29 protein-coding genes and 1 pseudogene are annotated in these 23,630 nt (G+C 63.1%); 5 read left to right on the top strand and 25 right to left on the bottom strand.

Annotated elements, in window-relative coordinates; genetic code table 11:
* Positions 1-56: 56 nt before the first annotated feature.
* The 5 genes from ACG10_RS22345 to ACG10_RS22325 all read right to left on the bottom strand — a co-directional run bounded on the left by ACG10_RS22345 (position 57) and on the right by ACG10_RS22325 (position 4,365).
* The gene (locus ACG10_RS22345) at positions 57-1,199 is read right to left on the bottom strand and encodes a DUF3150 domain-containing protein (protein ID WP_232487300.1); all 1,143 of its coding nucleotides are present in this window, start codon (positions 1,197-1,199) and stop codon (positions 57-59) included.
* Between the two features lie 96 nt (positions 1,200-1,295).
* Complete coding sequence (locus ACG10_RS22340; protein WP_089170089.1) at positions 1,296-2,291, bottom strand: AAA family ATPase; 996 nt, start codon at positions 2,289-2,291, stop codon at positions 1,296-1,298.
* A gap of 93 nt (positions 2,292-2,384) precedes the next feature.
* Complete coding sequence (locus ACG10_RS22335) at positions 2,385-2,741, bottom strand: hypothetical protein (RefSeq protein ID WP_089170088.1); 357 nt, start codon at positions 2,739-2,741, stop codon at positions 2,385-2,387.
* Between the two features lie 383 nt (positions 2,742-3,124).
* A complete protein-coding gene (locus ACG10_RS22330; RefSeq protein ID WP_089170087.1) occupies positions 3,125-3,397 on the bottom strand; it encodes an ATP-binding domain-containing protein in 273 nt (90 codons plus the stop codon).
* A 77-nt stretch (positions 3,398-3,474) separates the two neighbouring features.
* Positions 3,475-4,365, bottom strand: coding sequence for an alpha/beta fold hydrolase (locus tag ACG10_RS22325; protein WP_089170086.1), 891 nt, complete (start codon positions 4,363-4,365; stop codon positions 3,475-3,477).
* Between the two features lie 221 nt (positions 4,366-4,586).
* On the opposite strand from ACG10_RS22325, the gene ACG10_RS22320 reads away from it, so the two are divergent.
* Positions 4,587-5,174 carry a CGNR zinc finger domain-containing protein gene (locus ACG10_RS22320; RefSeq protein ID WP_089170085.1) on the top strand — a complete coding sequence of 196 codons (588 nt, stop codon included), beginning with the start codon at positions 4,587-4,589 and terminating at the stop codon, positions 5,172-5,174.
* Positions 5,175-5,203: 29 nt separating this feature from the next.
* Here ACG10_RS22320 and ACG10_RS22315 read toward each other — a convergent pair whose 3' ends face one another.
* Together ACG10_RS22315 and ACG10_RS22310 are read right to left on the bottom strand one after the other, a co-directional pair.
* Positions 5,204-5,410 (bottom strand): tautomerase family protein, encoded by a 207-nt coding sequence (locus tag ACG10_RS22315; protein ID WP_089170084.1) that lies wholly within the window; start codon positions 5,408-5,410, stop codon positions 5,204-5,206.
* Positions 5,411-5,437: 27 nt separating this feature from the next.
* Complete coding sequence (locus tag ACG10_RS22310) at positions 5,438-6,172, bottom strand: SDR family NAD(P)-dependent oxidoreductase (RefSeq protein WP_089170083.1); 735 nt, start codon at positions 6,170-6,172, stop codon at positions 5,438-5,440.
* 135 nt (positions 6,173-6,307) lie between these two features.
* On the opposite strand from ACG10_RS22310, the gene ACG10_RS22305 reads away from it, so the two are divergent.
* Positions 6,308-7,234 carry a LysR family transcriptional regulator gene (locus ACG10_RS22305; protein WP_089170082.1) on the top strand — a complete coding sequence of 309 codons (927 nt, stop codon included), beginning with the start codon at positions 6,308-6,310 and terminating at the stop codon, positions 7,232-7,234.
* Positions 7,235-7,285: 51 nt separating this feature from the next.
* On the opposite strand, the gene ACG10_RS22300 is transcribed toward ACG10_RS22305, so the two are convergent.
* Positions 7,286-7,627, bottom strand: a complete 342-nt coding sequence (locus ACG10_RS22300; RefSeq protein WP_089170081.1) for a carboxymuconolactone decarboxylase family protein — start codon at positions 7,625-7,627, stop codon at positions 7,286-7,288.
* 114 nt (positions 7,628-7,741) lie between these two features.
* On the opposite strand from ACG10_RS22300, the gene ACG10_RS22295 reads away from it, so the two are divergent.
* Complete coding sequence (locus tag ACG10_RS22295) at positions 7,742-8,650, top strand: AraC family transcriptional regulator (RefSeq protein WP_089170080.1); 909 nt, start codon at positions 7,742-7,744, stop codon at positions 8,648-8,650.
* A 225-nt stretch (positions 8,651-8,875) separates the two neighbouring features.
* On the opposite strand, the pseudogene ACG10_RS24625 reads toward ACG10_RS22295, so the two are convergent.
* The 5 genes and pseudogenes from ACG10_RS24625 to ACG10_RS22270 form a co-directional block, all read right to left on the bottom strand.
* Positions 8,876-9,084, bottom strand: a pseudogene (locus ACG10_RS24625) (transposase); the annotation flags it as partial.
* A 102-nt stretch (positions 9,085-9,186) separates the two neighbouring features.
* Positions 9,187-9,738 carry a transposase gene (locus ACG10_RS22285; protein ID WP_089166796.1) on the bottom strand — a complete coding sequence of 184 codons (552 nt, stop codon included), beginning with the start codon at positions 9,736-9,738 and terminating at the stop codon, positions 9,187-9,189.
* 29 nt (positions 9,739-9,767) lie between these two features.
* The gene (locus ACG10_RS22280) at positions 9,768-10,286 is read right to left on the bottom strand and encodes a helix-turn-helix domain-containing protein (protein WP_089166797.1); all 519 of its coding nucleotides are present in this window, start codon (positions 10,284-10,286) and stop codon (positions 9,768-9,770) included.
* Between the two features lie 55 nt (positions 10,287-10,341).
* The gene (locus ACG10_RS22275) at positions 10,342-11,787 is read right to left on the bottom strand and encodes a 3'-5' exonuclease (protein ID WP_089170079.1); all 1,446 of its coding nucleotides are present in this window, start codon (positions 11,785-11,787) and stop codon (positions 10,342-10,344) included.
* A gap of 171 nt (positions 11,788-11,958) precedes the next feature.
* Entirely contained in the window at positions 11,959-12,888 is a 930-nt protein-coding gene (locus ACG10_RS22270) for a LysR family transcriptional regulator (RefSeq protein ID WP_089170078.1), read from the bottom strand.
* A 111-nt stretch (positions 12,889-12,999) separates the two neighbouring features.
* Here ACG10_RS22270 and ACG10_RS22265 point away from each other — a divergent pair, with 111 nt between their 5' ends.
* Positions 13,000-13,761 (top strand): SDR family oxidoreductase, encoded by a 762-nt coding sequence (locus ACG10_RS22265; protein WP_089170077.1) that lies wholly within the window; start codon positions 13,000-13,002, stop codon positions 13,759-13,761.
* Positions 13,762-13,792: 31 nt separating this feature from the next.
* Positions 13,793-14,395, top strand: a complete 603-nt coding sequence (locus ACG10_RS22260) for an NADPH-dependent F420 reductase (RefSeq protein WP_089170076.1) — start codon at positions 13,793-13,795, stop codon at positions 14,393-14,395.
* A 132-nt stretch (positions 14,396-14,527) separates the two neighbouring features.
* On the opposite strand, the gene ACG10_RS22255 is transcribed toward ACG10_RS22260, so the two are convergent.
* From ACG10_RS22255 to ACG10_RS22205, 12 genes are all read right to left on the bottom strand, one after another.
* Positions 14,528-16,024 (bottom strand): DEAD/DEAH box helicase, encoded by a 1,497-nt coding sequence (locus tag ACG10_RS22255; protein ID WP_089170075.1) that lies wholly within the window; start codon positions 16,022-16,024, stop codon positions 14,528-14,530.
* An 82-nt stretch (positions 16,025-16,106) separates the two neighbouring features.
* Positions 16,107-16,838 carry a hypothetical protein gene (locus ACG10_RS22250; RefSeq protein WP_089170074.1) on the bottom strand — a complete coding sequence of 244 codons (732 nt, stop codon included), beginning with the start codon at positions 16,836-16,838 and terminating at the stop codon, positions 16,107-16,109.
* A 19-nt stretch (positions 16,839-16,857) separates the two neighbouring features.
* Positions 16,858-17,259: a histone-like nucleoid-structuring protein, MvaT/MvaU family gene (locus tag ACG10_RS22245; protein ID WP_052264088.1), complete on the bottom strand. Its 402-nt coding sequence runs from the start codon at positions 17,257-17,259 to the stop codon at positions 16,858-16,860.
* A gap of 304 nt (positions 17,260-17,563) precedes the next feature.
* Positions 17,564-17,701 carry a hypothetical protein gene (locus ACG10_RS24205; protein ID WP_198319102.1) on the bottom strand — a complete coding sequence of 46 codons (138 nt, stop codon included), beginning with the start codon at positions 17,699-17,701 and terminating at the stop codon, positions 17,564-17,566.
* A gap of 3 nt (positions 17,702-17,704) precedes the next feature.
* Complete coding sequence (locus tag ACG10_RS22240) at positions 17,705-18,466, bottom strand: ParB/RepB/Spo0J family partition protein (RefSeq protein ID WP_198319101.1); 762 nt, start codon at positions 18,464-18,466, stop codon at positions 17,705-17,707.
* Positions 18,467-18,666: 200 nt separating this feature from the next.
* Positions 18,667-18,948, bottom strand: a complete 282-nt coding sequence (locus tag ACG10_RS22235) for a hypothetical protein (protein WP_193388245.1) — start codon at positions 18,946-18,948, stop codon at positions 18,667-18,669.
* 206 nt (positions 18,949-19,154) lie between these two features.
* Positions 19,155-19,457 carry a hypothetical protein gene (locus ACG10_RS22230; RefSeq protein ID WP_040107353.1) on the bottom strand — a complete coding sequence of 101 codons (303 nt, stop codon included), beginning with the start codon at positions 19,455-19,457 and terminating at the stop codon, positions 19,155-19,157.
* A 16-nt stretch (positions 19,458-19,473) separates the two neighbouring features.
* Positions 19,474-19,743, bottom strand: coding sequence for a hypothetical protein (locus tag ACG10_RS22225; protein ID WP_089170072.1), 270 nt, complete (start codon positions 19,741-19,743; stop codon positions 19,474-19,476).
* Positions 19,744-19,903: 160 nt separating this feature from the next.
* Positions 19,904-20,395: a hypothetical protein gene (locus tag ACG10_RS22220; protein WP_089170071.1), complete on the bottom strand. Its 492-nt coding sequence runs from the start codon at positions 20,393-20,395 to the stop codon at positions 19,904-19,906.
* A gap of 139 nt (positions 20,396-20,534) precedes the next feature.
* Complete coding sequence (locus ACG10_RS22215; protein WP_040107351.1) at positions 20,535-21,710, bottom strand: RNA-guided endonuclease InsQ/TnpB family protein; 1,176 nt, start codon at positions 21,708-21,710, stop codon at positions 20,535-20,537.
* A gap of 570 nt (positions 21,711-22,280) precedes the next feature.
* The gene (locus ACG10_RS22210; RefSeq protein ID WP_052264087.1) at positions 22,281-23,129 is read right to left on the bottom strand and encodes a hypothetical protein; all 849 of its coding nucleotides are present in this window, start codon (positions 23,127-23,129) and stop codon (positions 22,281-22,283) included.
* 196 nt (positions 23,130-23,325) lie between these two features.
* A complete protein-coding gene (locus ACG10_RS22205) occupies positions 23,326-23,565 on the bottom strand; it encodes a hypothetical protein (RefSeq protein WP_040107350.1) in 240 nt (79 codons plus the stop codon).
* Between the last annotated feature and the right edge of the window lie 65 nt (positions 23,566-23,630).

Here is a 23,630-nt window from a genome sequence, read left to right as displayed (position 1 = left end):
CGGAAAAAGGGAATCCCCCCACGCGGGAGGGGACTCCCGCAGGGGGTTGATGGGCGTTAGAACCAGAAGCCGGCAGCCTGGGGCAGCGGTTCGGGTTCGGTTTCTTCAGCCGGCGTGGCGACTTCCGGCTCCGGCGCAGGCTCTGGCGAGACTGCAACGGGGCTTTCGGTCACCTCGGCAGGCGTGTGGACGATTTCGGCCATTACCGGCTCGGATACCGGAGCATCCGGGCTGGCTGGGGCTTCTACCGCTTGTTCGACGGCCTCTACAGCTTCAACGACAGGCTCCTGGGGAGCCGCCGGCTCGGTCGGCCACTGAACCTCCACCGCCGGCGCGACAGCCTCGTCGGAGCCATTGGCGATGTTCAGGTGCTTGATCAGGCGCTTGATCGACTCCTCGGTCGAGAGCGACGAGATCAGCGTCACGACGGCGCCGTACTGCACGCCGTTGACCACGCCCGAGGTGGGCAGCGCCGCGAGGGTCGCCTCGATGTGATCGGACAGGCCTTTCACCTCCGAGGAGAGGAACATCAAGCCTTTCAGCTTGGCGTTCATCTTGCGCACCGTATTGAGCGTGTTTTGCGTGACATGGCCACGAGTGGCCAGGCCGGTTTCCAGCAGGCGTTCCGCCGTGTCGGCCGTCTCAGCGAAGAGCTGATCCGCCAGGCCACGGACTTGCCCGCCCAGCGTGCTGGACAGGTGCTTGTCGCCGTCCGGCGCCACGCGGCAGGCCGCGTAGCCGAACTGCAGGCCGGCATCGACTTCCGCCTTGGGCGTCGCCGACGACCGGATGGCTTCACGCCATTCGATTTTCTCCCAACCTTGGTTCACCCAGTCGCTGACCCAGCGGTCATAGTTGGGAAGAAAGCTGCTCTTCAGGTCGTAGAATTGCGTCTTCAGGGCCTCCAGGTGGTCGACGACCTCCTGGATCTTGTCCTGCGAAACGGCATAGCCGCCCAGGAACTTGACCCCGCACTCCTCGACGGCCTTGATCGCCTGCCGCTTGATCTTCTCGAACGGCTTGAGCCTCTCGGGGTCGATGACGCGCATCGAACCCAGCGAAGCCAGATCGGCCGGAGGAATCTTGCCCTCCAGCATTTCGGCCTTCAGTTTTTTCCGAGCTGTCCACAAATGGATGGCGGACAGGTCGACCAGCAGAATCTGATCCAGAATGCGGATCTCGTTCGTTTGGATGGTCATGGGTGATTCTCCTTTCTCGATAGCGAAATCAGGAGGAATCACCCCCACAGGGGAATGATTCCCCCTGAGGGTTTAATTGAAACTTGAAGTTAAAATTCAGAACGGGAGGCTATCCGGACTGCCATTCTGGATTTTCCAGTCACCGCCGAAGACGCTCTGGGCGATCTTCGTGATGGCCAGTTTCTGAGTCTTGTCACAGCGATTGAGCAGCGACTCGTTCAATGCATCCTGGATGGGATTCTTGCTGGCACCCAGTTGGGTGTAGCCGCAGGCGATCCGCGCCCAGCGCAGCACGGTCCGGGTGGACAGCGTGACGCTGAGGTAGTTACCGCCCAGTCCCTGGTGCTGACTGCGAACCGAGTTCGCGACCTGCACCATCCGCTTCGCCATGTCCTCCGGCAGTTGCGGAAGCGCGGACACGATGGTCTGCACTTCGTGCTCAGCCGCCAGATAGGGCACTTCCCAGACGCGGAAGCGATCCAGGGACGCCAGGTTCTGCTGCATCGTTGCCGTGTAATTGCCGTTGTCGTCACCCTGCCCTGCCGTGTTGCCGCAGGCGACAAACCGGAAGTTCGGGTGTGGCGGCACCACTTCGCCACCATTCTCCGCGATGACCAGAGGGCGTCCCTCCAGAACCGCATGCAAGCCCACCGTCACCGCCGGATCGAGCGTGTCGTACTCGTCGAGCACGAACACGAAGCCATGGCGCATGGCTCGCGTCAGCGGCCCGTCCACGAACTTCGTGTTCAGGTCGCCACTCACCGGGTCGGTGACCGGCAGGTTGTAGCCGGTCAACTCCGGCATCTCCATCCGGCTGTGCGCCGAGACGGTGAGGCAGGGCCAGTTCAGGCGGGCCGTCAGCTGCTCGACGAGCGAGGACTTGCCGGAGCCCGTAGGCCCGACGAGCAGAGCGCTATCCCCGCAGGGGGTATAGAGCCAGTTCATCAGCGGCCTCAACAGCTCCTGGCGGAAGAAATAATCCTTCTTGGGAGCCACGTATGGCATGAACTCGTGTCCGGCCTCGAAGGCGGGCGCTTGCGCGCTCGAAGCAAAACCGAACTCGCTCATGCTGACTTTGGCATTGAATTTCATGATGTTCTCCTTTCTCAAATGCGAAGCCCGAAAAAGGAGAATCCCCATAGGGGAATATCTCCCCCAAGGGCAGTTTTTAAGTTGATTATTTAATTAAGCAGCGTTGACCAGCGAAAGAACGGTCACGCCTTTATCGTTGTTGCTTTTCGTGAAGGTCACCACTGGCTGGATATTGAAATACAACAACTCCTTGCACAGCGGCGACAACATCCAGGGCGGGCAACTCACCAATACCTGAGTCGCGCCCGTTTTCTTGGCCTCGCGCAGGGCAATAGCCGTCAAGCGCTCGACGCGCTGATCGATTTGCTCTTTGGTCGGCGGGTCGGGGTAGTACAAGAGACCTCGAATCTCCTGAAACTCCCTCCAGTTGCTCAAGTCGTGCACACCGAAACTGGCGAGTTCCGGAGTGACCTTAAATTTCGTCAAGTTAATGACGGGTTCGGTTTTCATTTCTCGACTCCAATTGCTTGAAGCGAAGAAATCCCCAGACGGGGAAATCCCCGCAGGGTTTAAGTTTTTTTGAATTACCAGTTTTTAGGCTGAAAGTGTCGTCAGCCAACGACCCGTGCCGAGCACGGACAAACATCAGCGCACACGCGCGGATGAATGATTCTTTGGAGAAAGAGTGACATCGGTTGGATGCACTCTTTTTAGAAATAACGCCCTCATATTAATGAGCGTTATTTGGAAACAACGCCGTGGCATTGTTCGAGGATTTTTAGGCTGTAGAGCGTACAGCCAACGCACCTATCGGTGTGTCCAAGGATGCCCAATCGGACGGGGGCCTGCAAGCCTGGGCCTGCACGCAAATTTGCGAGCTCCCTTTCCACAGGCTAGCTATTGGCTGCCTTTGCCCTGGAGTGCGCCATCCGGACGATGGCCTGAACGATCCCGTTGACGACCAGGTGCAGCCTGGCCCGGGTGGTGGCCACGTAGAGCAGGTTCAACTCGTCGACCCGCTGCTCCGGGGAGATTTTCTCGTCGTCGAAGAGGTCCGGGAAATCCTCCTCCAGCACCACGATGTCCCATTCCAGTCCCTTGGCCCGGTGCACCGTGCTGACGGTGATGTCCGCCTCGTTGGGGTCATTCGTGGAATGGCGGCGCACTAAGCAGTATCGCGACCATGCGTCGTCCGTCCAATGAAAAGCGCCCCCTACGTGATGGCTTCGTTGGGCGCGCGTTGTTAGTGGGTCGAGTTCCCCACTACCTCATGGATACGTTTGGCGATGTATTCCACGTGGGTTTCAAGCGCGAAATGGCCGGTGTCCAGCAGTTCCACCACGGCGTCGGGGTTGTCGCGCTTGAACGCTTCGGCGCCTGGCGGAATGAAGAACGGATCGTGCCGGCCCCAGATCACCAGGGTCGGAACCCGGGTGTCGCGGAAGAACGCCTGGAAATCCGGGTAGCGCTCGAGGTTGTTGGCGTAATCGAGGAACAGGTCCAGCTGGATGTCCTTGTTGCCGGGGCGCTCCAGCAGCAGAGCGTCGAGGGTATAGGCCTCGGGGGCGACGAGCGCTGGATCGTCAACTCCGTGCAGATACTGCCAGCGGGTGCCTTCCAGGTGAAGGATGGCGTCGTGGATGACCTGGCGGTTTTCCGGGCTGGGCTCGTTCCAGTAGGCCCTGATCGGCGCCCAAGCATCACCCAGGCCCTCCAGGTAGGCGTTGCCATTCTGCGAGACGAGGCCGGTGACGCGCTCCGGGTGGGCCACGGCCAGGCGTAGTCCGGTCGGCGCGCCGTAGTCGAACACATACAGGGCGTATCGCTCCAGGCCGAGCACGTCGACGAAGGCGCCGAGGGTCCGGGCGAGGGCGTCGAAGCTGTAGCAGTAGTTGCGTTCGACCGGCACCTCGGTGAAGCCGAAGCCGGGCAGGTCCGGGGCGATGACGTGGAAGCGGTCGGCTAGCAGCGGAATCAGCGTGCGGAACTGATGGGACGAACTCGGAAAGCCGTGCAGCAGAAGCAAAACCGGCGCGGCGGGATCGCCAGCCTCACGATAGAACACTCGGACGCCGTCGGCATCGGCGAACTGGTGGCGGATGGCGGTTGCGGTGCTGAAGGGGGTGGTGGTCATCTGGGCGGTCCTGTGTAACTTTTTAAATTGCATTTAAAGGGTTACTGACGGGTTCATTCTGGCTCTTTTTTGTAACCTGTCAATTAAATTTTTATGGTTACATTGCCCTCGTCGTTTTTCCCCGCCAGCGGCGAAGAGAGCCGATGCTGGCTCTCGCCTGCATCGCGTAACTTGAAAAACGATGTATGAAGGTTACGATGGGCGTTGCGATGGAGGACGAAATGACCTCAAAACCTGGCGATACCTCGGCCGAGCCCTATGTCCTGGCCGACCATCCCGTGCTCGACATGCTCAATACCGTGGCCTGCGTCGACGGTGTTCCCCATGACTTCTGGCAATCCGACACGGATGTGCTGCGCTGGCTGGAACGCCTGGGAATAGCCGCCGCGAGCGAGGTGCCGAGCCTGCCGCCCGGAGCCTTGCTGGAAACGGCGCGAGCGCTGCGCGAAGTCGTTCGTGGCCTGGTCGAGCGGCGCAAGGCAGGCCAGCCCGGCGACCCAGCCGAACTCAACCGCTTCCTGAAGCAGGCTGCCAGCTACCGCCAGATGTGCTGGGATGTCGATGAAGGCCCCCGGCTGGAGAGGGTCGGCGAGTGCAAGTCCGCCGCCCAGTTCCTGGCGCCTCTGGCCGAGCAGGCGGCCGAACTGCTGTGCGCGGGCGACTTCTCGCTGATACGGGTCTGCGAGCACCCGCAATGCACCCTCTGGTTCTACGACCGGACCAAGTCCCACCGCCGGCGCTGGTGCAGCATGGCGCTGTGCGGAAACCGCTCCAAGGTGGCCGAGTTCCGCAAGCGCAAGCAGAGCTGACGACGGCGAGCCTCACCCGTTCCACTGCGTCATTCCGGTGTCCTGCCACGGTATTCCGTGGTGGTCATCCCCGCGTAGCCCCAGTTGTCGGTGTCGACTTCCTCGATGAGGATGTGAGTGAGCTCGGGGCGCTTGTCGAGCACCCGTTGCAGGGTTTCGGTGATTTCCCGGATCACCTGGGCCTTCTGTTCCCGGGTGATGCCGTCGCGGGTGAGGCGGATGCTGACGAAAGGCATGACGGATTTCCTTTGTCCTGAAAGGGCTCACCACTTGCCCGAGCTCATGCCGCCATCCACCGGCAGCACCGCGCCCGTGGTGAAGTCGGCGTCGGTCAGGTAAAGCACGGCGGCGGCGATCTCCTCGACCCGGCCGATCCGGCCGGCCGGTTGCAGGCCTTCGAGAAAACCCCGGGCTTCCGGATCGTGCATTGGCGTATCGACGATGCCAGGGGCGACGGCGTTGACCTTGATGTTGTGGGGCGAGAGCTCCAGCGCCAACGCCCGGGTCGCCTGGTTGATCCCTCCCTTGATCAACACCGGTAGGAGGGCGGGTACGCTGATGTTCGCTTGCAGGGCGACGCTGGCGGTGATGTTGACGATATGGCCCTGCCGGCGCGGGATCATGTGCCGGGCGGCGGCCTGGGAGGCATAGACGAAGCCCTTGAGATTGGTGGCCAGCAGGCTTTCGAGGTCCTCCTCGCTGTACTCGGTGAACGGCTTGGGCAGGAAGATGCCGGCATTGTTGATCAGGATGTCGGCCTGGCCGAAGCGGCGCACCGCCTGCTCGAAGAGGCGCCGGGAGGTTTCCGGCGCAGCGATGTCGCCGGCGACCCCGAGGAAGCGTTCGGGGTAGCCCAGGTCGGCGCCGACCTGGGCCAGGCGTTCTTCGGAGCGGGCGTTGCCGACGACGTTGAAGCCGCGGTCCAGATAGGCCTGGACCAGGCCCAGGCCGATGCCGCTGGAGGCGCCGGTGATGACGGCGGTGCGCGAGTTGTTCATGACGAATGCTCCTGTGGGAAGTGGGAAAGGTCAGCGGGCCGGAGGCATCGCGCTGATGGGAGCGACTTTATTTGTGCCCTTGTTTGGGATAAATACGGTGTAATGCACTTAAGTAATTACATGGTGTAATGAATCATGCGGCGCCATTTCGACGACATCCAACTGGGCAGCATCGAGCTGTTCTGCCTGGCGGCGGAGGCCGGCGGCTTCACGGCGGCGGCGCTCGCCGCCGGAGTGACGCCAGCTGCGGTCAGCCGGTCGGTCGCGCGGCTGGAGGAGCGACTGGGCATCCGACTGTTCGTCCGCACGACGCGCAGCATCCGCCTCACGGAACAGGGGCGCGCCTACTTCGAGCAGTGCCGCGAGGCCCTCGCCCAACTGGTGGAAGCCGAACGCGAGGTAACGGGCCAGCAGCTGGAACCGTCCGGGGTGCTGCGCATCAGTATCCCCACCACTTACGGGCACCACCGGATACTGCCGCTACTGCCGGCGTTCCGTGAGCGTTTCCCGAAGGTGAAGGTGGATATCCACCTGAGCAACCGCAACATCGATTTCGTCGACGAGGGCTACGACATGGCGATCCGCGTCCGCGCGCAGCCGGACTCGACGCTGATCGCCCGCCCGCTCGAGGATGCCGCGCTGGTGGTGGTCGCCGCGCCGGGCTATCTGGCCCGCGCCGGAGTTCCGCAAACGCTGGATGACCTCGCGCGTCACGAATGCATCCAGTTCGAGCTGCCCAGCAGCGGGCGGCGCATCGCCTGGCTGTTCCGGGAGGTGGGGCGGGACCGGGAGATCCTCGCCGATGGCGGCTATGTCTGTTCGGACGATGTGCTGGGTGGGGTCACCCTGGCCAGGCACGGCGCCGGGTTGTTCCAGACCTATCGCTTCATCGTGGAAAGAGAACTGGCCGAAGGCTCGCTGGTGGAGGTACTGCAGGCGTATGGCGGACGCTCGCGTCCTTTCACCCTGCTTTATCCGCACGGCCGGCACCTGCCGCTGCGGTTGCGCGCCTTCATCGATTTTCTCATGGAGCAGCGGGCACGCTGGGGCCGCGCCACCTGAATGGCCAGGCTGTCGGCAGGCGCCAGGCGGCACCTGCCACTCTTCGGCCGGTCAGGTCCGGTTCTGCTCGAAGGCTTCCAGGGCGCGCAGCGAGTAGACGTAGGCCGCGCCGGCGTTCATCGAGATGGCCGTGGCCAGCGCCTGGGCCACTTCCGCTTCGCTGGCGCCGGCCTTGTAGGCGGCTTCGGCGTGCACGCCGATGCAGCCGTCGCAGCGGGTGGTGACGGCCACCGCCAGGGCGATCAGCTCGCGGGTCTTGGCATCCAGTGCGGCGTCGGCGCTGGCGGCCTCGCCCAGCGCTTGGTAGGCGGCGAGCATCTTCGGATGGGTCTTGCCGAGCTTGCCGAAGGCTTGCTTCACGGCGGGAACGTATTCGGACCAGTTGAACAACATGATATTTTCTCCTCGCGTCGGATGATGGGCTGGCGGCGCCAGTGACACCAGTCTGTCCCGGAAGAGCGGGAAGGATTGCTCCGATCGGCCCGGTTTCTTGTCCCGAAGTCCCGAATGAATGCCATCGACAGACTGATCGGCCTGGCCGGTCTCAAGGGTACGCTCGACCTGCATTGCCGGCTCGAGGGTGACTGGTCCCTGGACCATCCGCCGCTGCCTCCCGGCGAGGCGGCCTATCACATCGTCCTGCGCGGCGAATGCCGGCTGGAGCTGCCGGACAGCTCCGTCCGGCACCTGAGCGCCGGGCAGATCCTCCTGCTGCCGCACGGCATGGCCCATGAGTTGCGCGGGGGGAGCGGGCGGGGCGAGGTGCTACGGGATACTTCGGGCTGGCTGCCGCGGCTGCGCCTGGGACGCCCCGACGAAGGGCTGGACATGCTCTGCGGCCGCTTCCTCCATGCACCGGGCGCCACGCTATTCGCCGCCTTGCCCGAACAGGTGCTGGTGCAGTTCCCGGCGCCGGGCGACGGTGACCCGCTGGGCGCGCTGGTGGGATTGCTGCGGGGTGAGGCCGAGGAAGAACGCCCCGGCACCGGTGCCGTCATCGACGCGCTGTCGTCCGCCCTGTTCACCCTGATACTCCGCGCTTACCTGGCGCAGCAGCAGGATCTCTCCGGCGTCGTCGCGCTGCTGCTGGACCGACGCCTTGGCCGGGCGGCGAGCGCCCTGCTCGAGGACCTGGCACGGAACTGGACTGTCGACGAACTGGCCCGGCAGGCCCGCATGTCGCGCTCCACTTTCATGCGCCGCTTCGCCCTGCTGGTGAGCATGTCGCCCCTGGCGCTGCTCACCCGGCTGCGCCTGGAGCGTGCCCGGGCGCTGCTGCTCGGCTCGAGCCTCGGCGCTGGTGCCATTGCTCTGGAGGTCGGCTACCAGTCTCAAGGCTCGTTCACCCGGGCGTTCCGCCAAGCGTTCGGCGTGGCGCCGGGGCAGTTTCGCCAAGCCGCCCGGACAGTCCGCTGAGTCGAGCATCCTTCCAAAACCCGGCCTGCCTCCCCCAGTGGGAGCCGAAAGCGTACCCTCCCGTCGTATTGGCCTCGACACTTGCACTCACTCAGACTCACTCAGGCCACCGTGGCCTGGCGTGCTGGGCGATCCGTTGGAGAGGGGCTGGCAAAGCGGCGAAAGCACCGCATGCGGTTTGCCGGGAGGGAAAGAGCAGCCCACCGGGCTCTGTGGAGTAAGCAAACCCGCCGACGACCAGGCATTGAAGCGCTTGTAGACCCGGTTCCAGCATTCGAAGGCGCTGGGCAGGTCTCTCCAGAGGCAGCCCACGCGCATCCGGTAGATGCATGCCCTCGACCATCATGCGCAGATCCAGTTTTGGTAGATGGATTGCTGAAGCAGTACTTTTTCCAGCTTCGACAAAGTTCGCCACTGAGCATCAATCGGGGCATTGCCAACCTGCAGGGTTATCGGTGTGGGAACTCCGATCCTGCAGGTTTGCCTTTCCTCATCGCCCCCTCTGGCTCGAAACGTCAACAGCCCCTAGTGCAGTTTCAACCAACATCCTGTTCAAGTGGCGGGAGCTGTTCACAACCGTAATAGGTGCAGACTCGCTCCATCACCTCAGCGCTGGTCAGCGGGCGTTCGGGTTCATGGATCGCCCGCTTGCCATGCACCCAGCGGGGCTCGATCCGGTTCAGCCAGGGGCTCTTGCTCGGCAGGCGGCAGGTTACGATCCGTACGCCACCCTCGGCCCTGGCCCGGCGGTTGTGCGCCCCGATCCAGGCCCGCACCCGGTGGCTGATATGCCAGCTGGCGTTGTCCCAGATCATCAGCAGCGCCTTCTTCCCCTCGCTCGCCAGGCGCTCGCAGACCCACTCCAGGAAGTCCTCGGTCACCTGGCTGACCGGGCGGCCCTTGACGAAGCGCAGCAGCATCTGCCCCGTGTCGGCGCGCAGCAGGCCATAGCAGCTCAGCGCCTTGGGTTCGGCATCCTGCGGATCCACCGACAACTGCTGCAGGCGCAAAGCCGGACCCGCGCTCCAGGCCTTCAGGAACGGGCGCGCGAAACGACTCCACCAGACCTCGTCCTGAAAACCCAGCACCCAGTCCGGGTGCGTTGTGGCCAGTTCGATCAGCCAGTCGCGTCGCTTTTTTTGCGCGCATAGTGCGGATCCGGACTGGTGATCCAGGTCTTGGCCCGCTTCCAGCCCACGCCCAGGCGCATCAGGGCCTGGCGGATCGACTCGTGGCTCAGCTGCCGTTCGGTCAGCCCCTGCTCGAAGGCCACTTCGGCGGCCAGGCTCAAGGTCCACAAGCGGGTGGGCTTGCCGAAATCGCGGGGGCTGCGATGCAGCAAGGCGCGCAAGCGCTCGGCCTGCGTGCCCGCAAGCAAGGGACGGACACGTTTGGGCCGATGCGACTTCTCCGTCAGGCAAGACACCCCCTCGGCGGCAAAGGCCCGCAGGGTGTTGCGTACGGTTTGCGTGGCGCAGCCGAACAGAGCGGCAATTTCCGTGGCGGTCTTGCCGTCAGCGCTGGCCAGCAGGATCTGGCAGCGCCGCAGCGTGAAGGCTTCCCGGGCACGCAAGCCAACCTGCAGGGCCTGCCGTTCCTCGGTAGTCAAAGGGCGAACGAATAGAGGTGCTTTCATGGGGCATAGCATCGCCTGATGCCATAATTTCCACAACTTCATCTATGAAACTGCACTAGCCATTGGCTGCCTTTGCCCTGGAGTGCGCCAGCCGGACGATAGCCTGAACGATCCCGTTGACGACCAGGTGCTGCTTGGCCCGGGTGCTGGCCACGTAGAGCAGGTTCAACTCGTCGACCCGCTGCTCCGGGGAGATTTTCTCGTCGTCGAAGAGGTCCGGGAAATCCTCCTCCAGCACCACGATGTCCCATTCCAGGCCCTTGGCCCGGTGCACCGTGCTGACGGTGATGTCCGCCTCGTTGGGGTCATCCGTGGAATGGCGGCGCAGCGCGGCGATCAACCGCGGGATGTCGTGGTGCTCCTCGAGGAGGCGGAGCATCCGCTTCATCTCCGGGTCCTTACTCTCCTCCGCGGCCTCGGTGAAGTCGGCGAAGGCCTTGAACTGCGTCAGCAGCCGCTTGTTGCGAATCCGGTCGACCTGCTCCTCCCGAAGGTAATGGACATCCTCCAGGTCGGAAAGCTGGTAGGCCTCGATTCCGCCGTTCCAGTACACGGCCTTGCCCAGGCTCACCGCGCCGATGGCGGTCATGATCACGCCCACCACCGTCCGGTTCAGCACCGTGTAGCGCTCGCACCCGAACGGCAGGCGCGTCGTCACCCGATCGCGCGGGCCGAACCCCAGCAGGGGGCGTGTCTCGCCCTGCAGCGCGAGGATGGCGTTGGCCACGCCGGCGATCAGCGGCCCGAAACGGAAGGACTGGGTCAGATAGAGGACATCGGCGCCCTCCTCGATCTGCCGGTCGAGGGCGTTCTCAGCACCGCGCCAGCGATAGATCTGCTGCCACTTGTCCCCGACGAAAATCTTCCGTGCCGATTGCCCGGCGACCAGGGCAGCAGTGACCGGGTTCGAGTCCTGGGCCTCGTCGAACAGGATCACGTCGTAGGGCAGCGTCGGCCGGCTCAACTGGTAGAGCTTGAGGTAGGCGTCGTGCTGGCAGGGAAAGCTGTGCTGGGGATCGATCATCGCCTCCCACAGCCGCTGGGCCGAGCCGATGGTTCGCTCGATATGGGCGTCCCCGCCGGTGGCGAAGCTCTCCCCGTCGAGTCCGGCGAGCGCATGGGCCAGGCCGATCTCCCGGTCGGCGCTCGAGAGATAGGCGGTGAGCACGGCCAGGGCATCACGCACACTGCACCAGTGGCGGGTCTCGAGCAGGCCCGCGGCATCGGTCAGACGGACGTTGCCCAGCTTGTGCTGGTAGCGCTGGCCGAAGCCAGGCCAGGCCAACTGGTGGGAGGTCTTGCAGACCACGTTGCGCGGGAACTTGGCCGCGCCCTCGTCGCGGATGGCGCGGTTGTAGGCCAGGTACAGCATGCGCAGATGGCGGTGCTGCTCGGCATAGGCCACCAGGGTGGTGGTCTTGCCGCAGCCGGCGTAGGCCTTCACCACCAGATGGTGGCCCTCGTACTGGATCACGGGAAGTTGTTCTGCTGTCGACTTCATCGGGGCGTTCCATGTTCTGCGATGTGGGGTCAACGATGGTGGCAAGCCTGGCGAGCGCTGTGTGGCCATTTCCGGCCAGTTTCTGGCTTGAATTCGGGGGGCGGCTCGCAGCCCTGCCCCCGCTACGGCTTCAAGTACCGTACTGGGCGTGGCTCTTGGCCCAGCGGATGTTTATCCGAGGCTTCCGGCAAACCGTTCGGCCAGGCGCTCGCGCTGGAACGCCTCGACGACGAAGTCGATGAAGGCGCGGGTCTTGGCCGGCATGAGGGTGCGGTTCGCGTAGTAGAGCGAGATCGCGCCGGCATCGGCGTACCAGCGGGGCAGCAGCCTCACCAGTTCGCCCCGCTCGATCCACGGCAGCACGTCCGGCACGGCGAGCAGCGTGACGCCGAGGCCGAGCAGCGCCGCCTCGCGCAGGGCGGCGGGGTCGTCGAGGGTGATCGTCTCGGCGAGCCTGGCCGGCATTTCGGCCCCGGCGGCGTCGCGCAGCGTCCACTGGCGCACCCGGCCGGTACGGCTGGAGCGCATGACGATGCCGGCGAATCCGCTCAGGCCGGCCGGGTCCGCCGGCGGCGTGCGTCCGGCCAGGTAGGCCGGCGAGGCGACCGCGACGATATGGGCGGGGGCGAGCGTGCGCGACACCACGCCCGGGGCGAGTTCGAAACCGCCGCCGATCGCCGCGTCGTAGCCTTCGGCGATCAGGTCCACCGGGCGGTTCTCGAAATGCCAGTCCGGGCGGATCAGCGGATGGCGGGCGAGAAAGTCCGGCAGCAGCGGCAGGACATGGGTGATGCCGAAGGTCGGCGGCATGCTGACCTTGAGCACGCCGGCCGGCTCGTCCCGCTCCGTCGCCAGCGTGGCGATCGCCGCCTGCAGCGCGTCGAGATTGCCGCCGATGGCTTCCAGGAAGCGCTCGCCGGCCTCGGTCAGGGTGAGCTTGCGCGTCGAGCGCTGGAACAGCCGCACGCCGAGGTTGCGCTCCAGCATGCCGACGTTGCGGCTGACCGCCGCCGGCGTCAGGGCGAGGCGGCGCGCGGCGGCGGAGAAGCTGCCGGTTTCGGCGCTGCGAACGAAGGATTCGAGGTTGGCGAGAGTTTCCATGGGTGAACTTTATACGGATGCTTGAAAATGATTCAAGCCATTGCCGGCTAATCAAGAGGTAATGACTGGGCCACCATTCACTCCACCGACAACGACCCCGGAGTGAATCCCATGACCACCTCTCCCACCGGCACTACTCCCCTGAGCGGCAAGACCGCCCTCGTCACCGGCGGCTCGCGCTCGATCGGCGCGGCCATCGCCAGGCGCCTGGCCGCCGACGGCGCGGCGGTCGCCCTCACCTACAGCGCCTCGCCGGAGAAGGCCGCCGAGGTCGTCCGGGCCATCGAGGCCGCCGGCGGCCGGGCGCTCGCCATCGCCGCCGACGCGGGCGATCCGGCTGCCGTGCGCGCCGCCGTCGCCGCGACCGTCGAAGCCTTCGGCGGCCTCGACATCCTGGTCAACAACGCCGGCCTGGGCCTCGGCGGGGCGATCGAGGAAATCGCCTTCGAGACCTACGAGCGGATGATCGCGGTCAACGTCACCGGCGTGTTCGTCGCCACCCAGGAGGCCGTGCGCCACATGCAGGCCGGCGGGCGCATCGTCCATATCGGCTCGTCGATGACGCGCTACGCGGCCTTTCCGACCGCCTCGCTGTACACCCTGACCAAGGGCGCGGTCGCCGGCTTCAACCGCAGCCTGGTGCGCGACCTGGGGCCGCGCGGCATCACGGTCAACACCGTGCATCCCGGCCCGACCGACACCGACATGAACCCCGACGGCGGCCCGGTCAGCCGGATCGTCGGCCCCGGCATCGCCCTCGGCCGCTACGGCCAGCCGGACGAGATCGCCAGCGTCGTCGCCTTCCTCGCCGGCCCGCAAGCGGCCTTCGTCACCGGCGCCGAGATCGTCGCCGACGGCGGCTTCACCGCCTGATCCAGCCCATCCCGACAACAGGAGCAGCAGCATGAACAGCATCGGTATCATCGGCGCCGGCGCCATCGGTTCAGCATTCGCCCGGGCGCTCGCCCGGCAGGGCATCCCCGCCGTCATCGCCAACAGCCGCGGCCCGGAGTCGCTGCAGGAGCTGGTTCGCGAACTCGGCCCCTCGATCCGGGCCGGAACCCGCGAAGAGGCGGCGGCGCAGGACATCGTCCTGGTCGCGGTCAACTGGTCGAAGCTGCCGGCGGCGCTCACCGGCCTGCCGGACTTCGGCGGACGCATCGTGATCGATGCCAACAACCCGATCGAGGCGCCGCTGTTCAGGCCGGTCGAACTGCACGGCCGCACCTCCAGCGAGGTCTTCGCCGAACTTGTGCCGGGCGCCCGCGTGGTCAAGGCCTTCAATCACCTTCAGCCGCAGCTGGTCTCCGGCGCGCCGGGAGCGGAGGGCGGCCGGCGGGTGCTGTTCCTCTCCGGCGACGACGCCCGCGCCAGGGTGGCGGTGGGCGCGCTGATCGAGCGACTGGGCTTCTTCGCCATCGATCTCGGCCCGCTCGCCGTCGGCGCCCGCCTGGTGCAGTTCCCCGGCGGCCCGCTGCCGGCGCTCAATCTGGTCAGGTTTGGCTGACAGGCCGGAGGAGACCCCATCCGGAGGCACAGTTCAAGCACTTGGCGGCCTCACATTGTCAGATCACATCCGTCCTACCCCTCCTGTGAAGTGGCTGAAGAGCAGGCCATATGAGTCACTGCCCAGTAGGCCTCAAGTACCGTACTGGACGTGGCTCTTGGCCCGGCGGATGTTGTAGCCCTTGATCCAGTCGCGCATCTCCGGCGTCAGGGGCTTGGACTGCAGGGAGCTGCTGCGCCAGGCGCGATCCGGCGGCTCTTTCAGGAAGGCCTGGTAGGCGTAGTAGGCCCAGCCCTCTTTCTTGCCCTTGGCGCGGGCATAGCCCAGCAGCTCCCGGTAGATGTCCTGCTTGCAGGTCGGCCCGAGCACCTTGCGGCGATCGTCGAGCTTGGCGAGCTTGCCCGGCGCCACAGCCACGCCATCGGGCAGCAGGATCTCGTGGGCGCATTTCGGGCAGCGCAGACCGCTGAACACGAAGCCGCAGTGCGGACAGGCCTTGGTCTTTTGCTCGTGGTCCTGCTTGGCCTGCTGGCGCCGATCGGCAGGCTCCCCCTCCCCCGTGTCGAGCCGGTCCGGCAGGGTGTCGGTGGGGCGGCCGTTGAGCAGCAGGTTGCCGGCATGGTCGATGATGACGCAGTTGGCCTTGTCGGTTTCCGGAGAGGGGCGCAGCCCACGGCCGAGCATCTGGTAATGCAGCATGAGTGACTGGGTGGGGCGGGCCAGCACCAGGCAGGCAATCTCCGGGTCGTCGAAGCCCTTGATGAGCATGGCCACCGAGACCAGCACCTTGATCCGGCCGGCCTTGTAGAGCCGCAGGATCTCGTCGACTTCGTGCGGCGGCATGTAGCCATCGATATGCGCGGCCATGACGCCGGCGGCGAAGAAGGCTTCCGCGAGGCGTTTCGAGTGCATCACGTTGCAGGCGAAGACCAGGGTCTTGCGGTTCTCGCCCAGCGCCTTCCAGTGGGACACGATATCGCCGAGTAGCTTGGCGTCACCCATCACCTCGGCCAGCTCGTCCTCGATCCAGTCGCCGTTGGCCTTGGTGCCCACGCCCTTGAGCGAGGGCACGAACGGGGCCCAGCACTGGGTCGGCACCAGATAGCCCTGCTCCGTCAACTCCTCGGTGGTGATGCAGCTGACCAGCCGGTCGAAGATCTTGCCCAGGCCGCGGCGAAACGGCGTGGCGCTCAGGCCGATCACTGGCACCCGGTTAGCCCGGCACCAGTCGATCAGCTCGAGGTGGGGCTTGTGGAGGATGTGCGCCTCGTCGATCAGCACCAGGTCCGGCGGCTGCGCGGCGAGCAGGTGCTGCAGCCTGGGCCGCAAGCTCTGCACCGTGCAGATCTGGATGGGCTTGCCGTAGTCGGTGCATGGGTGGTCCGCCTGAATGGCGCCGGCATACAGGCCGCTCTGGTGAAAGCGGCTCAGGGCCTGGTCAAGCAGGCTCACGCTGTCGACGACGAACCAGGCCCGGCGCCCTTTCGCCTGCGAGCCGGCGATGATGGCCTTGGCGACTTCGGTCTTGCCCGAGCCCGTGGGACTCATGAGCATCTGGACATACTGCTTCGCGGCAATGCCTTGCCGAAGCAGGTGAAGTTGGTCGTTCTGATAGGGGCGAAGTTGCATCGGTGTCCTCCTGCACGTTGTGCATTCAGGAAAACACCGCCGCCGAAAATCCCAAGCGAAGTCCCGGGCTAACTAACCAGCTTCAACTTTCCGGCATGGTCTGGGTCATTCTGATCAACTCGACCAGCGAGGCCGCATTCATCCAGGGGCAGGCCTTCTGAAGTTGCCGGATGAACAAGGCCGACACGAAGAAAAGATCGGCGGGAATGATCGGGACAGCTTTCACGCCTTGCTCCCTGGCGAACACCTTGACGTACACGCGACCGCCTTTCTGCCGCTCCAGCGAAAAGCCCTTGTCCTTGTCCTGGCCGTGATTCTTGAACTCGCATCCCGGCAATACGCCGAGCAACACAGCCGTCACGACAGGCATCTCGGCCCGGGTCAGTTGCAGGCGGATCTTCTGCGACCAGTTGTACTGCATGGGGCCGTCGGCGTTGGTCGCATCGAGCGCCACCGTAGGGAAGCCTTGGCGGGTGGTGTCGGCCTCGAAGCACAGCGCGAACCGGCCTCCGTAGACGTGCACGGCGGCATTGTCCATGCGAGGGTCCGGCTCTTCCGGCGCCGGGTTGGACGCTGTGTCGATGGCCGCTTCCGAGCCGATACCCGCAGCGCTCAGCACGTCGGCCAGAAAACGCCGGGCCTCCGCATCCTGGGGTGCCCGATCGATGGCGGCAACGATTCGCGCTCGGTCCTCGACCTGGAGAACCGAGGCGATTTTTTCCTGTGGGATTCGCGGGAGCCCGAGCCCGACCAGTGCCGCGTTGATCTCGGCCAGGGTGGGTCGGGCGGACAAGGCGCTGGGATGCGGCGGCATGACGAGCTACAGGCCGGCGTCAGCCGGCACTGGCCAGCGGCTCTTCTTGTTGCGCGCCTTCAAGCCAGCTCTCTACCACTTCGGCGCCGAACTGCTCCTTCCAGGCCTTGAGCGTGCGCTGGTTGCCGCCCTTGGTGACCACGACCTCATGGGTATAGGGGTTGCGGTAGCGTTTCGCCTCGCGCGGCCGGCGCGATTGCTGCGGCCTCTGGGAAGCTTGAGCAGCCTGCTGATACGTCTGCGGATCAAGGATCAAGTTGATGTCGCGCAGGGTCTTTCCATGCTCCTGCATCAACTGGCGGAGCTTTTGCTCGAACTCCAGCTCCTCTTGCAAACCCTGATTCCCCTTCAAGGCATCGAGTTTGGCTTGCAACTCGATGATCGCTTCTTCGGTAGCCCGAAACTCCAGGATCTTGGACATCTCAATTCCCTCGTCGATTAATTATGCCTGACGGCAACATATTACTACTGCTGTTGCCTCAAGCAAATAAAAGCTCACTTGATTATTCCACTGAGCTGCAACAGCAAGTGTCCCACGACATAGCCCGCACTGGGCCAGCCCAAATACCAGGCTATTGTTTTCAGGCGCTCGTACATGGTGTTTCTCCTCGAGGTCGATATTTTTTAAGCCGCTCACTCTGGCAGGGAACAACGCCTGGCCAAGAGTGAGCCCGTGAAGTCCATTTCAATGCAGGTTCGACAAAACCCAAATCCACATCGGCCTATCAATCCCGGGCTGTCACTCGGTCGCGAAGATGGATAGCCACCTCGATCGTGAAGATCAGGCGCTGGTGGTCGATGCCCTCCTCCAGCTCGGCCAGCAGCGCCTCGGCTACCGATTCCGGCTCGCGCCCTTCCTGCATCGCCTAGTCGGCCAGCTCGAACAGTTTCAGCGCGGTCGGTTTCTTGGCCAGTGCGTGCGCGGCGGCTGGTTGCGGGGCGGTTTGCTCGACCAGGAGCATGTCCTGCAACGTCGGAGTTGCGGCGGGTGCAGAGGGCATTTTGGCTGGCGCTGAGGGTTTGTCCTTCAGGCGGATCTCGCGGGCGGCCTTGGACAGGGCTCGTGCTCCTTTCGCACAGATCTCCTGCTGGAGCGTCCGGTCCAGCTTGGAGACGTGCTCGGCGGCGGACACGCTCACCTTGCCATTTCGCACCGCATCGACCAGCTCAGGGGCGCCCTCTCGGACGACGCGGCTGGCGGAGGAGACGGAACGCGGGCTGATCCCCAGCAGCTGGGCAGCCTGCTCTATCCCCATGGCGCTATCGTGCGAGGTCTCTCCCGGGGCCGAGGACTTCGCTTCTGCCTGAGCGATCTGTTCGCGCAGCGCGGACAGATCGGCGGCGATCACCGCCCGCTGGGCGATGGTCAGCTGCCGGCGGCGCAGGTTGAGGCTGAGCACGAATTCGAGGGCGTCGGCGCCTTCGAACGGGCGTGTGTCGGGCTCTCGGCCCAGCTCCAGGCAGGCTCGATAGCGGTTGCGGCCATCGAGGATCCGGCCTTCGAAAAGGATGATCGGTTCGCGCTGGCCGTGGAGTTCTATGTCTTTGGCGAGGTTGGTGAAGTCCTCGCCCTGCAGGAGCGGAAAGAGATTGGAGAATGGGTGAAACTCGAGTGCTTGAAGGTCCATGCCGGATGCCCTGAAGGAGCCTGGCTCGGGACAGCGTGCTTTAGGGCGCGCGGCCAGGCCAGACAGTGGATGTCGAATGCTCTGGCAGGACGTTAAACAAGAACGTTCGCGGTGTGTGGGCGTTTCAGGCCACAAAATGGCTGGAAATTAACTTTGGCAGGCCCCAAAAGCAGAAAGGCCACCGTGGGGTGGCCTTTCGCTTAGCACTGGCTTTCCAGGTGCTGGATCAGTTTTTCGAGATCTCTCTTGTTGGGGGGCTTACGGACAAAGCGGAGCGTATTGTCGGAAAGAACTTCCATGACCCCCCATTCGATATCCCGGAAGGTTTCATGAGGCTCGGGGGGAGCAACCCAGTAGGGGACGCTACGCACCACGTATACAGAGTCTTTCATAATCAAATTCCCTTTCTCAGCGGTGTCTGAGGAGGATGCACCATTTTCAGCGGTTTTGATGTGAGCGTCGTCATTGTACGGTTTGGTCATGTGGAGACCCCCGTCTCGCCCGTCATTTATTGTTCACTCGGTTAACAAGAAAGGCTGCCAATTACAGGCCTCCTTGAGAATTGTCGCAAATAAATTAAATGCACATTGCTACTGTTTCAATAGCCTTATGCTTGCCCTGGCAAGCTCCAGTGATCGGTTTAGCTTAACATGGCACTGAGGCGATAAGGAAAATCCTGCGGGCTAGGCTAGACGTGGTGCGGGGGTTGTTTCGGCATGAGCCACAGAGCAGTCCGGGCTGCGTTCAGGGCTTCGGCAAGGAAGGGTACATTGTCCAGGCTACCGCAGATCACGGGCTTCGCGCCTTCACGATCCGAGGGCAGCGTGAGGGTGACGTCCTCGGGAGCGTCCAAGTCGACGGTGAATGGGTAGTGAGGCAGAGTCGAGAGGACCACCGTTGCGATGGTTCCAGCAAATGTCACGGTCGCTTCAAAATGGCGCCTCTGGTGCTTGAAACGCACCTTCAGCACTTTTGCACCAGAGGCATCCATTTTTCAAACCTCCCCGTCAGTTCAAACGCACATTTGCGATCGTGCTCTGTGCTGTTTCCGCTGTCTGGCTCTGCTGGGCTGCCTCGCTGATGAGAGGCACCTGAGCCGACAGCAAGGCTTGCCGCGCACACTCCGCACACTTGCTCCACAGCGCGGTGGCAATCACGTACCGAGCCAATACATCCAGGTTCTCCAGATCGGACTTCATGATGATCGTCTGGTGGGAGACCGCAATGATACGCAGATCATAGACTTTGCTGGGTTCGACGTTATTTATCATTTCCATGGTTTTATCCTTAAATTTCCATGCAAGGCATTGCACATGGTGCAATGATCCTCTTCCAAAATTCTACCAATATTCAAAGAGTGTCTGAACAGGCGGACGGATCGGCTAGATAACCGCCTGTCCAATTCGAATGCCAGGCTTACGTTCCCTGTATTTTAAATTAGTCATGAAGTGCAAGGCAATAATCACTATTGTTTATCGCGCAGGTATAAGCTTCACGGGCTCGTTTGAAAGCGGGGCTGGTGTAACTTAGAAAACATGAACTGCCGGGTCTTTGAGGATCGAGGGTGATCTCGATAGGACCATTGCTGAAAATGGCTATGAAGTTGCCCTGGAGACTATCGCGCTGACTGACCCATGTGAAAACATTTTGCAAGTATTCCAACAGTGACGGGTACTGGACCTTTTCGAACTGGAAGTAGAGAGCGTCCAGACAATCGTTGTGGTTGAACGCCAGTTCCGCACCGAGAATGCCTAACTCTCTTAGTTCATAGGCAGCGACCCTGAATAGCGGTCCGCCTGTGTAGGAATGCCCAATCATTGAGTCCAGCGATTTGAACGTATTTCTGATGTCCGAAAGTGTTGCGCCAATATCCAGTCCGATTACCGCCGGGTTGGATAGGACACTGAAGCTCGTGCTCAGTGGGGTCACGGGGGGCTCCTTGATCTCGATTACGAGCCCTGAGTGTGCATGTCGATTTCGGCCGTGTGCGGTCATTTCAGGCCATTTTCTGGCTTGAATTCAGTGTTTGTGACTGCTCCCCGCCCTATCGGGCGAGGCTTCCCACTTCTCAGGCTGCAACCGGCGACACACCGGATTTATGCAAGCCTCGATGGGCAGAGACGGACAGTCCTTCCGCCTTCAACTTCAAAATGCCTTGCCGCTTGATGTTCAGAGCAGCATTGACGTCTCGGTCATGATGGCTGCCACAATCGGCACACTGCCATGCACGGACACCCAGCGGCATCGACTCTGCCTTGTAGCCGCATACGTGGCAGGTCTTCGAGCTGGCGAACCACTGGTCGATCTTGGCCAAGTGTCTGCCCTGTGCCTTGGCCTTGTACTCCAGCTTGATCAGCAGAGAGTGCCATGCGGCATCGGCAATGTGTTTGGCCAGCTTGCCGTTTTTCAGCATGTTCTTGACTTGCAGGGTCTCGACGATCACCGCTTGGTTGTCGCCAACGATCGTGTGAGACAGCTTGTGCTGGAAGTCATTTCTGGCGTTGGCCACGCGCTCGTGAGCCCTGGCCAGCTTGAGGCGAGCTTTCGCCCGATTGGAGCTGCCCTTCCGGCAGCGCGACAGCGCCTTCTGCTTGCGCCGAAGGTTCGCCCTGGCACGCCTGAGAAAGCGCGGGTTGTCGATCTTGGCACCGTTGGAGTCGATCAGCAGGTGGGTCAGACCCACATCGAGACCCAGCACCTTGCCTGCGTCGAGCGTCGTCAGCGGCGCCGGGGCTGCCTCACCGGTATCCACCAGGAGGGAAGCGTAGTACTGGCCGGTAACGGTGCGGGTCAGCGTGATGCTTTTCAGCTTGCCGCCCTGGGGCCGATGAATCCGCGCCTTGATCGGCCCCAGCTTGGGCACCTTGATCCAGTCGTCACCGACCTTCACCCCCACGCAGTGATAGCTGGACTGCTTGCCGCGTTTGCTCTTGAAGCGCGGATACCGGGCCTTGAGCCTGGGGTTGAAGAAGTTCTGGAAGGCCTTGTCGAGGTTGAGGCACGCCTGTTGGAGCGCCATCGAATCCGCCTCTTTCAGCCAGCCGTACTTTCGGGAGGTCTTGGCGACCGGCAGCAGCTTCTTGATGTCGTGTCTGGCACTCAGGGACTGGCCGTGGTGCTTGTAGCGGTGGGACAGGATGCGAAGAGCGCTGTTGTACACGAACCGCACGGCACCGAACTGGCGATGCAGAAATTCCGCCTGTTCGGAGGTCGGGTAGAGGCGTACCTTGGTGGCCTTCAGCATGATTCACACCAGAAAGCTGGATAAATATATAGTATTCAGCCCAACGGCTCCGTCAACCCTTGCGTCCCTCAGGCGTGCCCTGCACGCCCCGCTTTCCTCCCCGCCCGAATGGGCGAGGGTTCTCGCGGATTTTTGCTGAACGCTTCGTTTTTTGGCGGCTCGGTGCTGAGGGTCGATCGCCGATCCCCGATCAGCTTCTCCTGGTTGGGAGAAGGGGCCGAACCGTTACGCGACGGTGGCGAACGAGCGCAGTGGCTGTTTGGGAATGCTGTTCGATCCAAGGAAAAGGCTTTTCAACCTGAAAGGTTGGTACTGGAGGCTATTTAAAATTCGACTTATCGACGTGCCGTTTTTCGTGTCGCCGGTTTGTGCGCCGAGCGACCGGCTCGATGGGCTGGAATGGGGCTGTTCGGGGGCCGGTTGGAAGCCTTGCTGGCGGCTCTTTGGCCTTGGGGAGGGGGGAAAGGCGGGCTGTTCGATCGCCGGGTTTCCGCCAGGCACGACAACGCCTCGCCAGGCACGACGATAAAGGTGGGGGAGGTAGAGCCTTTTCGGTTTTGCCGGCGAGCGCTATCCGGCGCCGGAAAGGATGGCGTCCGCCATGGCATTCAGCTCGGCGGCCGGGAGCGAGGGATGCTCGGACTTGAGTTGGAGAATGAGGTCAAGTCGCAGCAACTGTTCGGGCATCCTGCTGTCGTCGAGGGGGGCGGTTCGGACCCGGAGTCTGTCGCTGAGCGCCGCCGCCGCTCCGCCCTGCCCTCGTGGGTTGCTCCTCCTGGCCGGCGTGCGGGCGGGGGCGGTTTGAGCCTTGGCGAGTTCGAGGGCATGCAGCGTGCGCAGGCGTTTCTTGCGTGCCGCTTTCCTGGATAGGGTATGGGCAAGCGAGAGTCGGAGGTGTCGCCAGAACAGGTCGGTGAACCTGATCATCACCCGGGTGCGCACGAGCTGGGTGCCATGCTCGCGAACTGCGATGCGTTCGAGCCGTCGGGTGAGGTAGCCGGTTTTTTCCAGCAGCTTGAACAGCCGGTTCAGGGTGGCGGGCTGAAGACCGGCGTCGTGGGCCAGGCCTTTCTGGTTGTTGAGGCGGAAATTCCCCGTCTCGTCGAGCCAGCCGAGCACGCCGGTGGCCAGATCCAGGCGGACCAGTATGGGTTCGGCGACGGCCGCCAGGTTTTTGTAGACCTCGACACGCGTGAGGCGCTCGTTGCCGTTGGTGTGGATCAGCCGGGGCAGCAGCTTGAAGCGCGTCTGGACAATCGACTCCAGGCACTCGAGGGCTTTCCGGAAGAACGGCAGCTTTAGCTGGGCCTCGGTGAGCTTTCGACGCGGCCCGTCATAACCCGGGTTATGACGGGCCGCTGCGGAGAGTCCGGCGACAGGCGTTGCGGGGTGTCGGAGTTTGTGTGCTGGTTTGCTCATCGTTCCCTCGCCGGCTTGGCAGCGAGGACAGGCGACGCTTCAAACTTGCACAAAATTTTGGGCGCAGTCATACTCAACTCACCAAATGGCTGGTTGTGTCATTGGGGGTAGGGACTCGTTCGAAAAAGTGACCTACCCATTGTTCTGGCAGAAGGCCCGGTTTCGCAGACCGGGCCTTCTGCTTTTCTGCGTTCGCTTAACTCATCAGCACTGTTACCTTCTTGATTCCCACGGCGTGAACATCGGTCAAGGCCGCATCGCAGTTCTTGTATGTTTTGACACAGGTTCGGCGTGCATAGGTCAGGCAATCCTTGTCGCCATCCACGCGTGCAAACTCGAGCACCCACGCCTCTTGATCGTCGGCAGGGCGGATAGTGGCATCGGCAATAAAACCAGCGCTGACGTGCGCTGATACGACCGTCCGGTCGAAGACCATGGCGCTCACTCCTTGAGTCTCGAAAGATGACGTTGAATCAATCTTGTCGATGATGCGTCATTTAT

The organism is Azotobacter chroococcum, assembly GCF_002220155.1.
GTDB lineage: Bacteria > Pseudomonadota > Gammaproteobacteria > Pseudomonadales > Pseudomonadaceae > Azotobacter > Azotobacter chroococcum.
The sequence above is the reverse complement of the archived record's forward strand: the minus strand, read 5'-3'. Positions and strand labels throughout refer to the sequence as shown.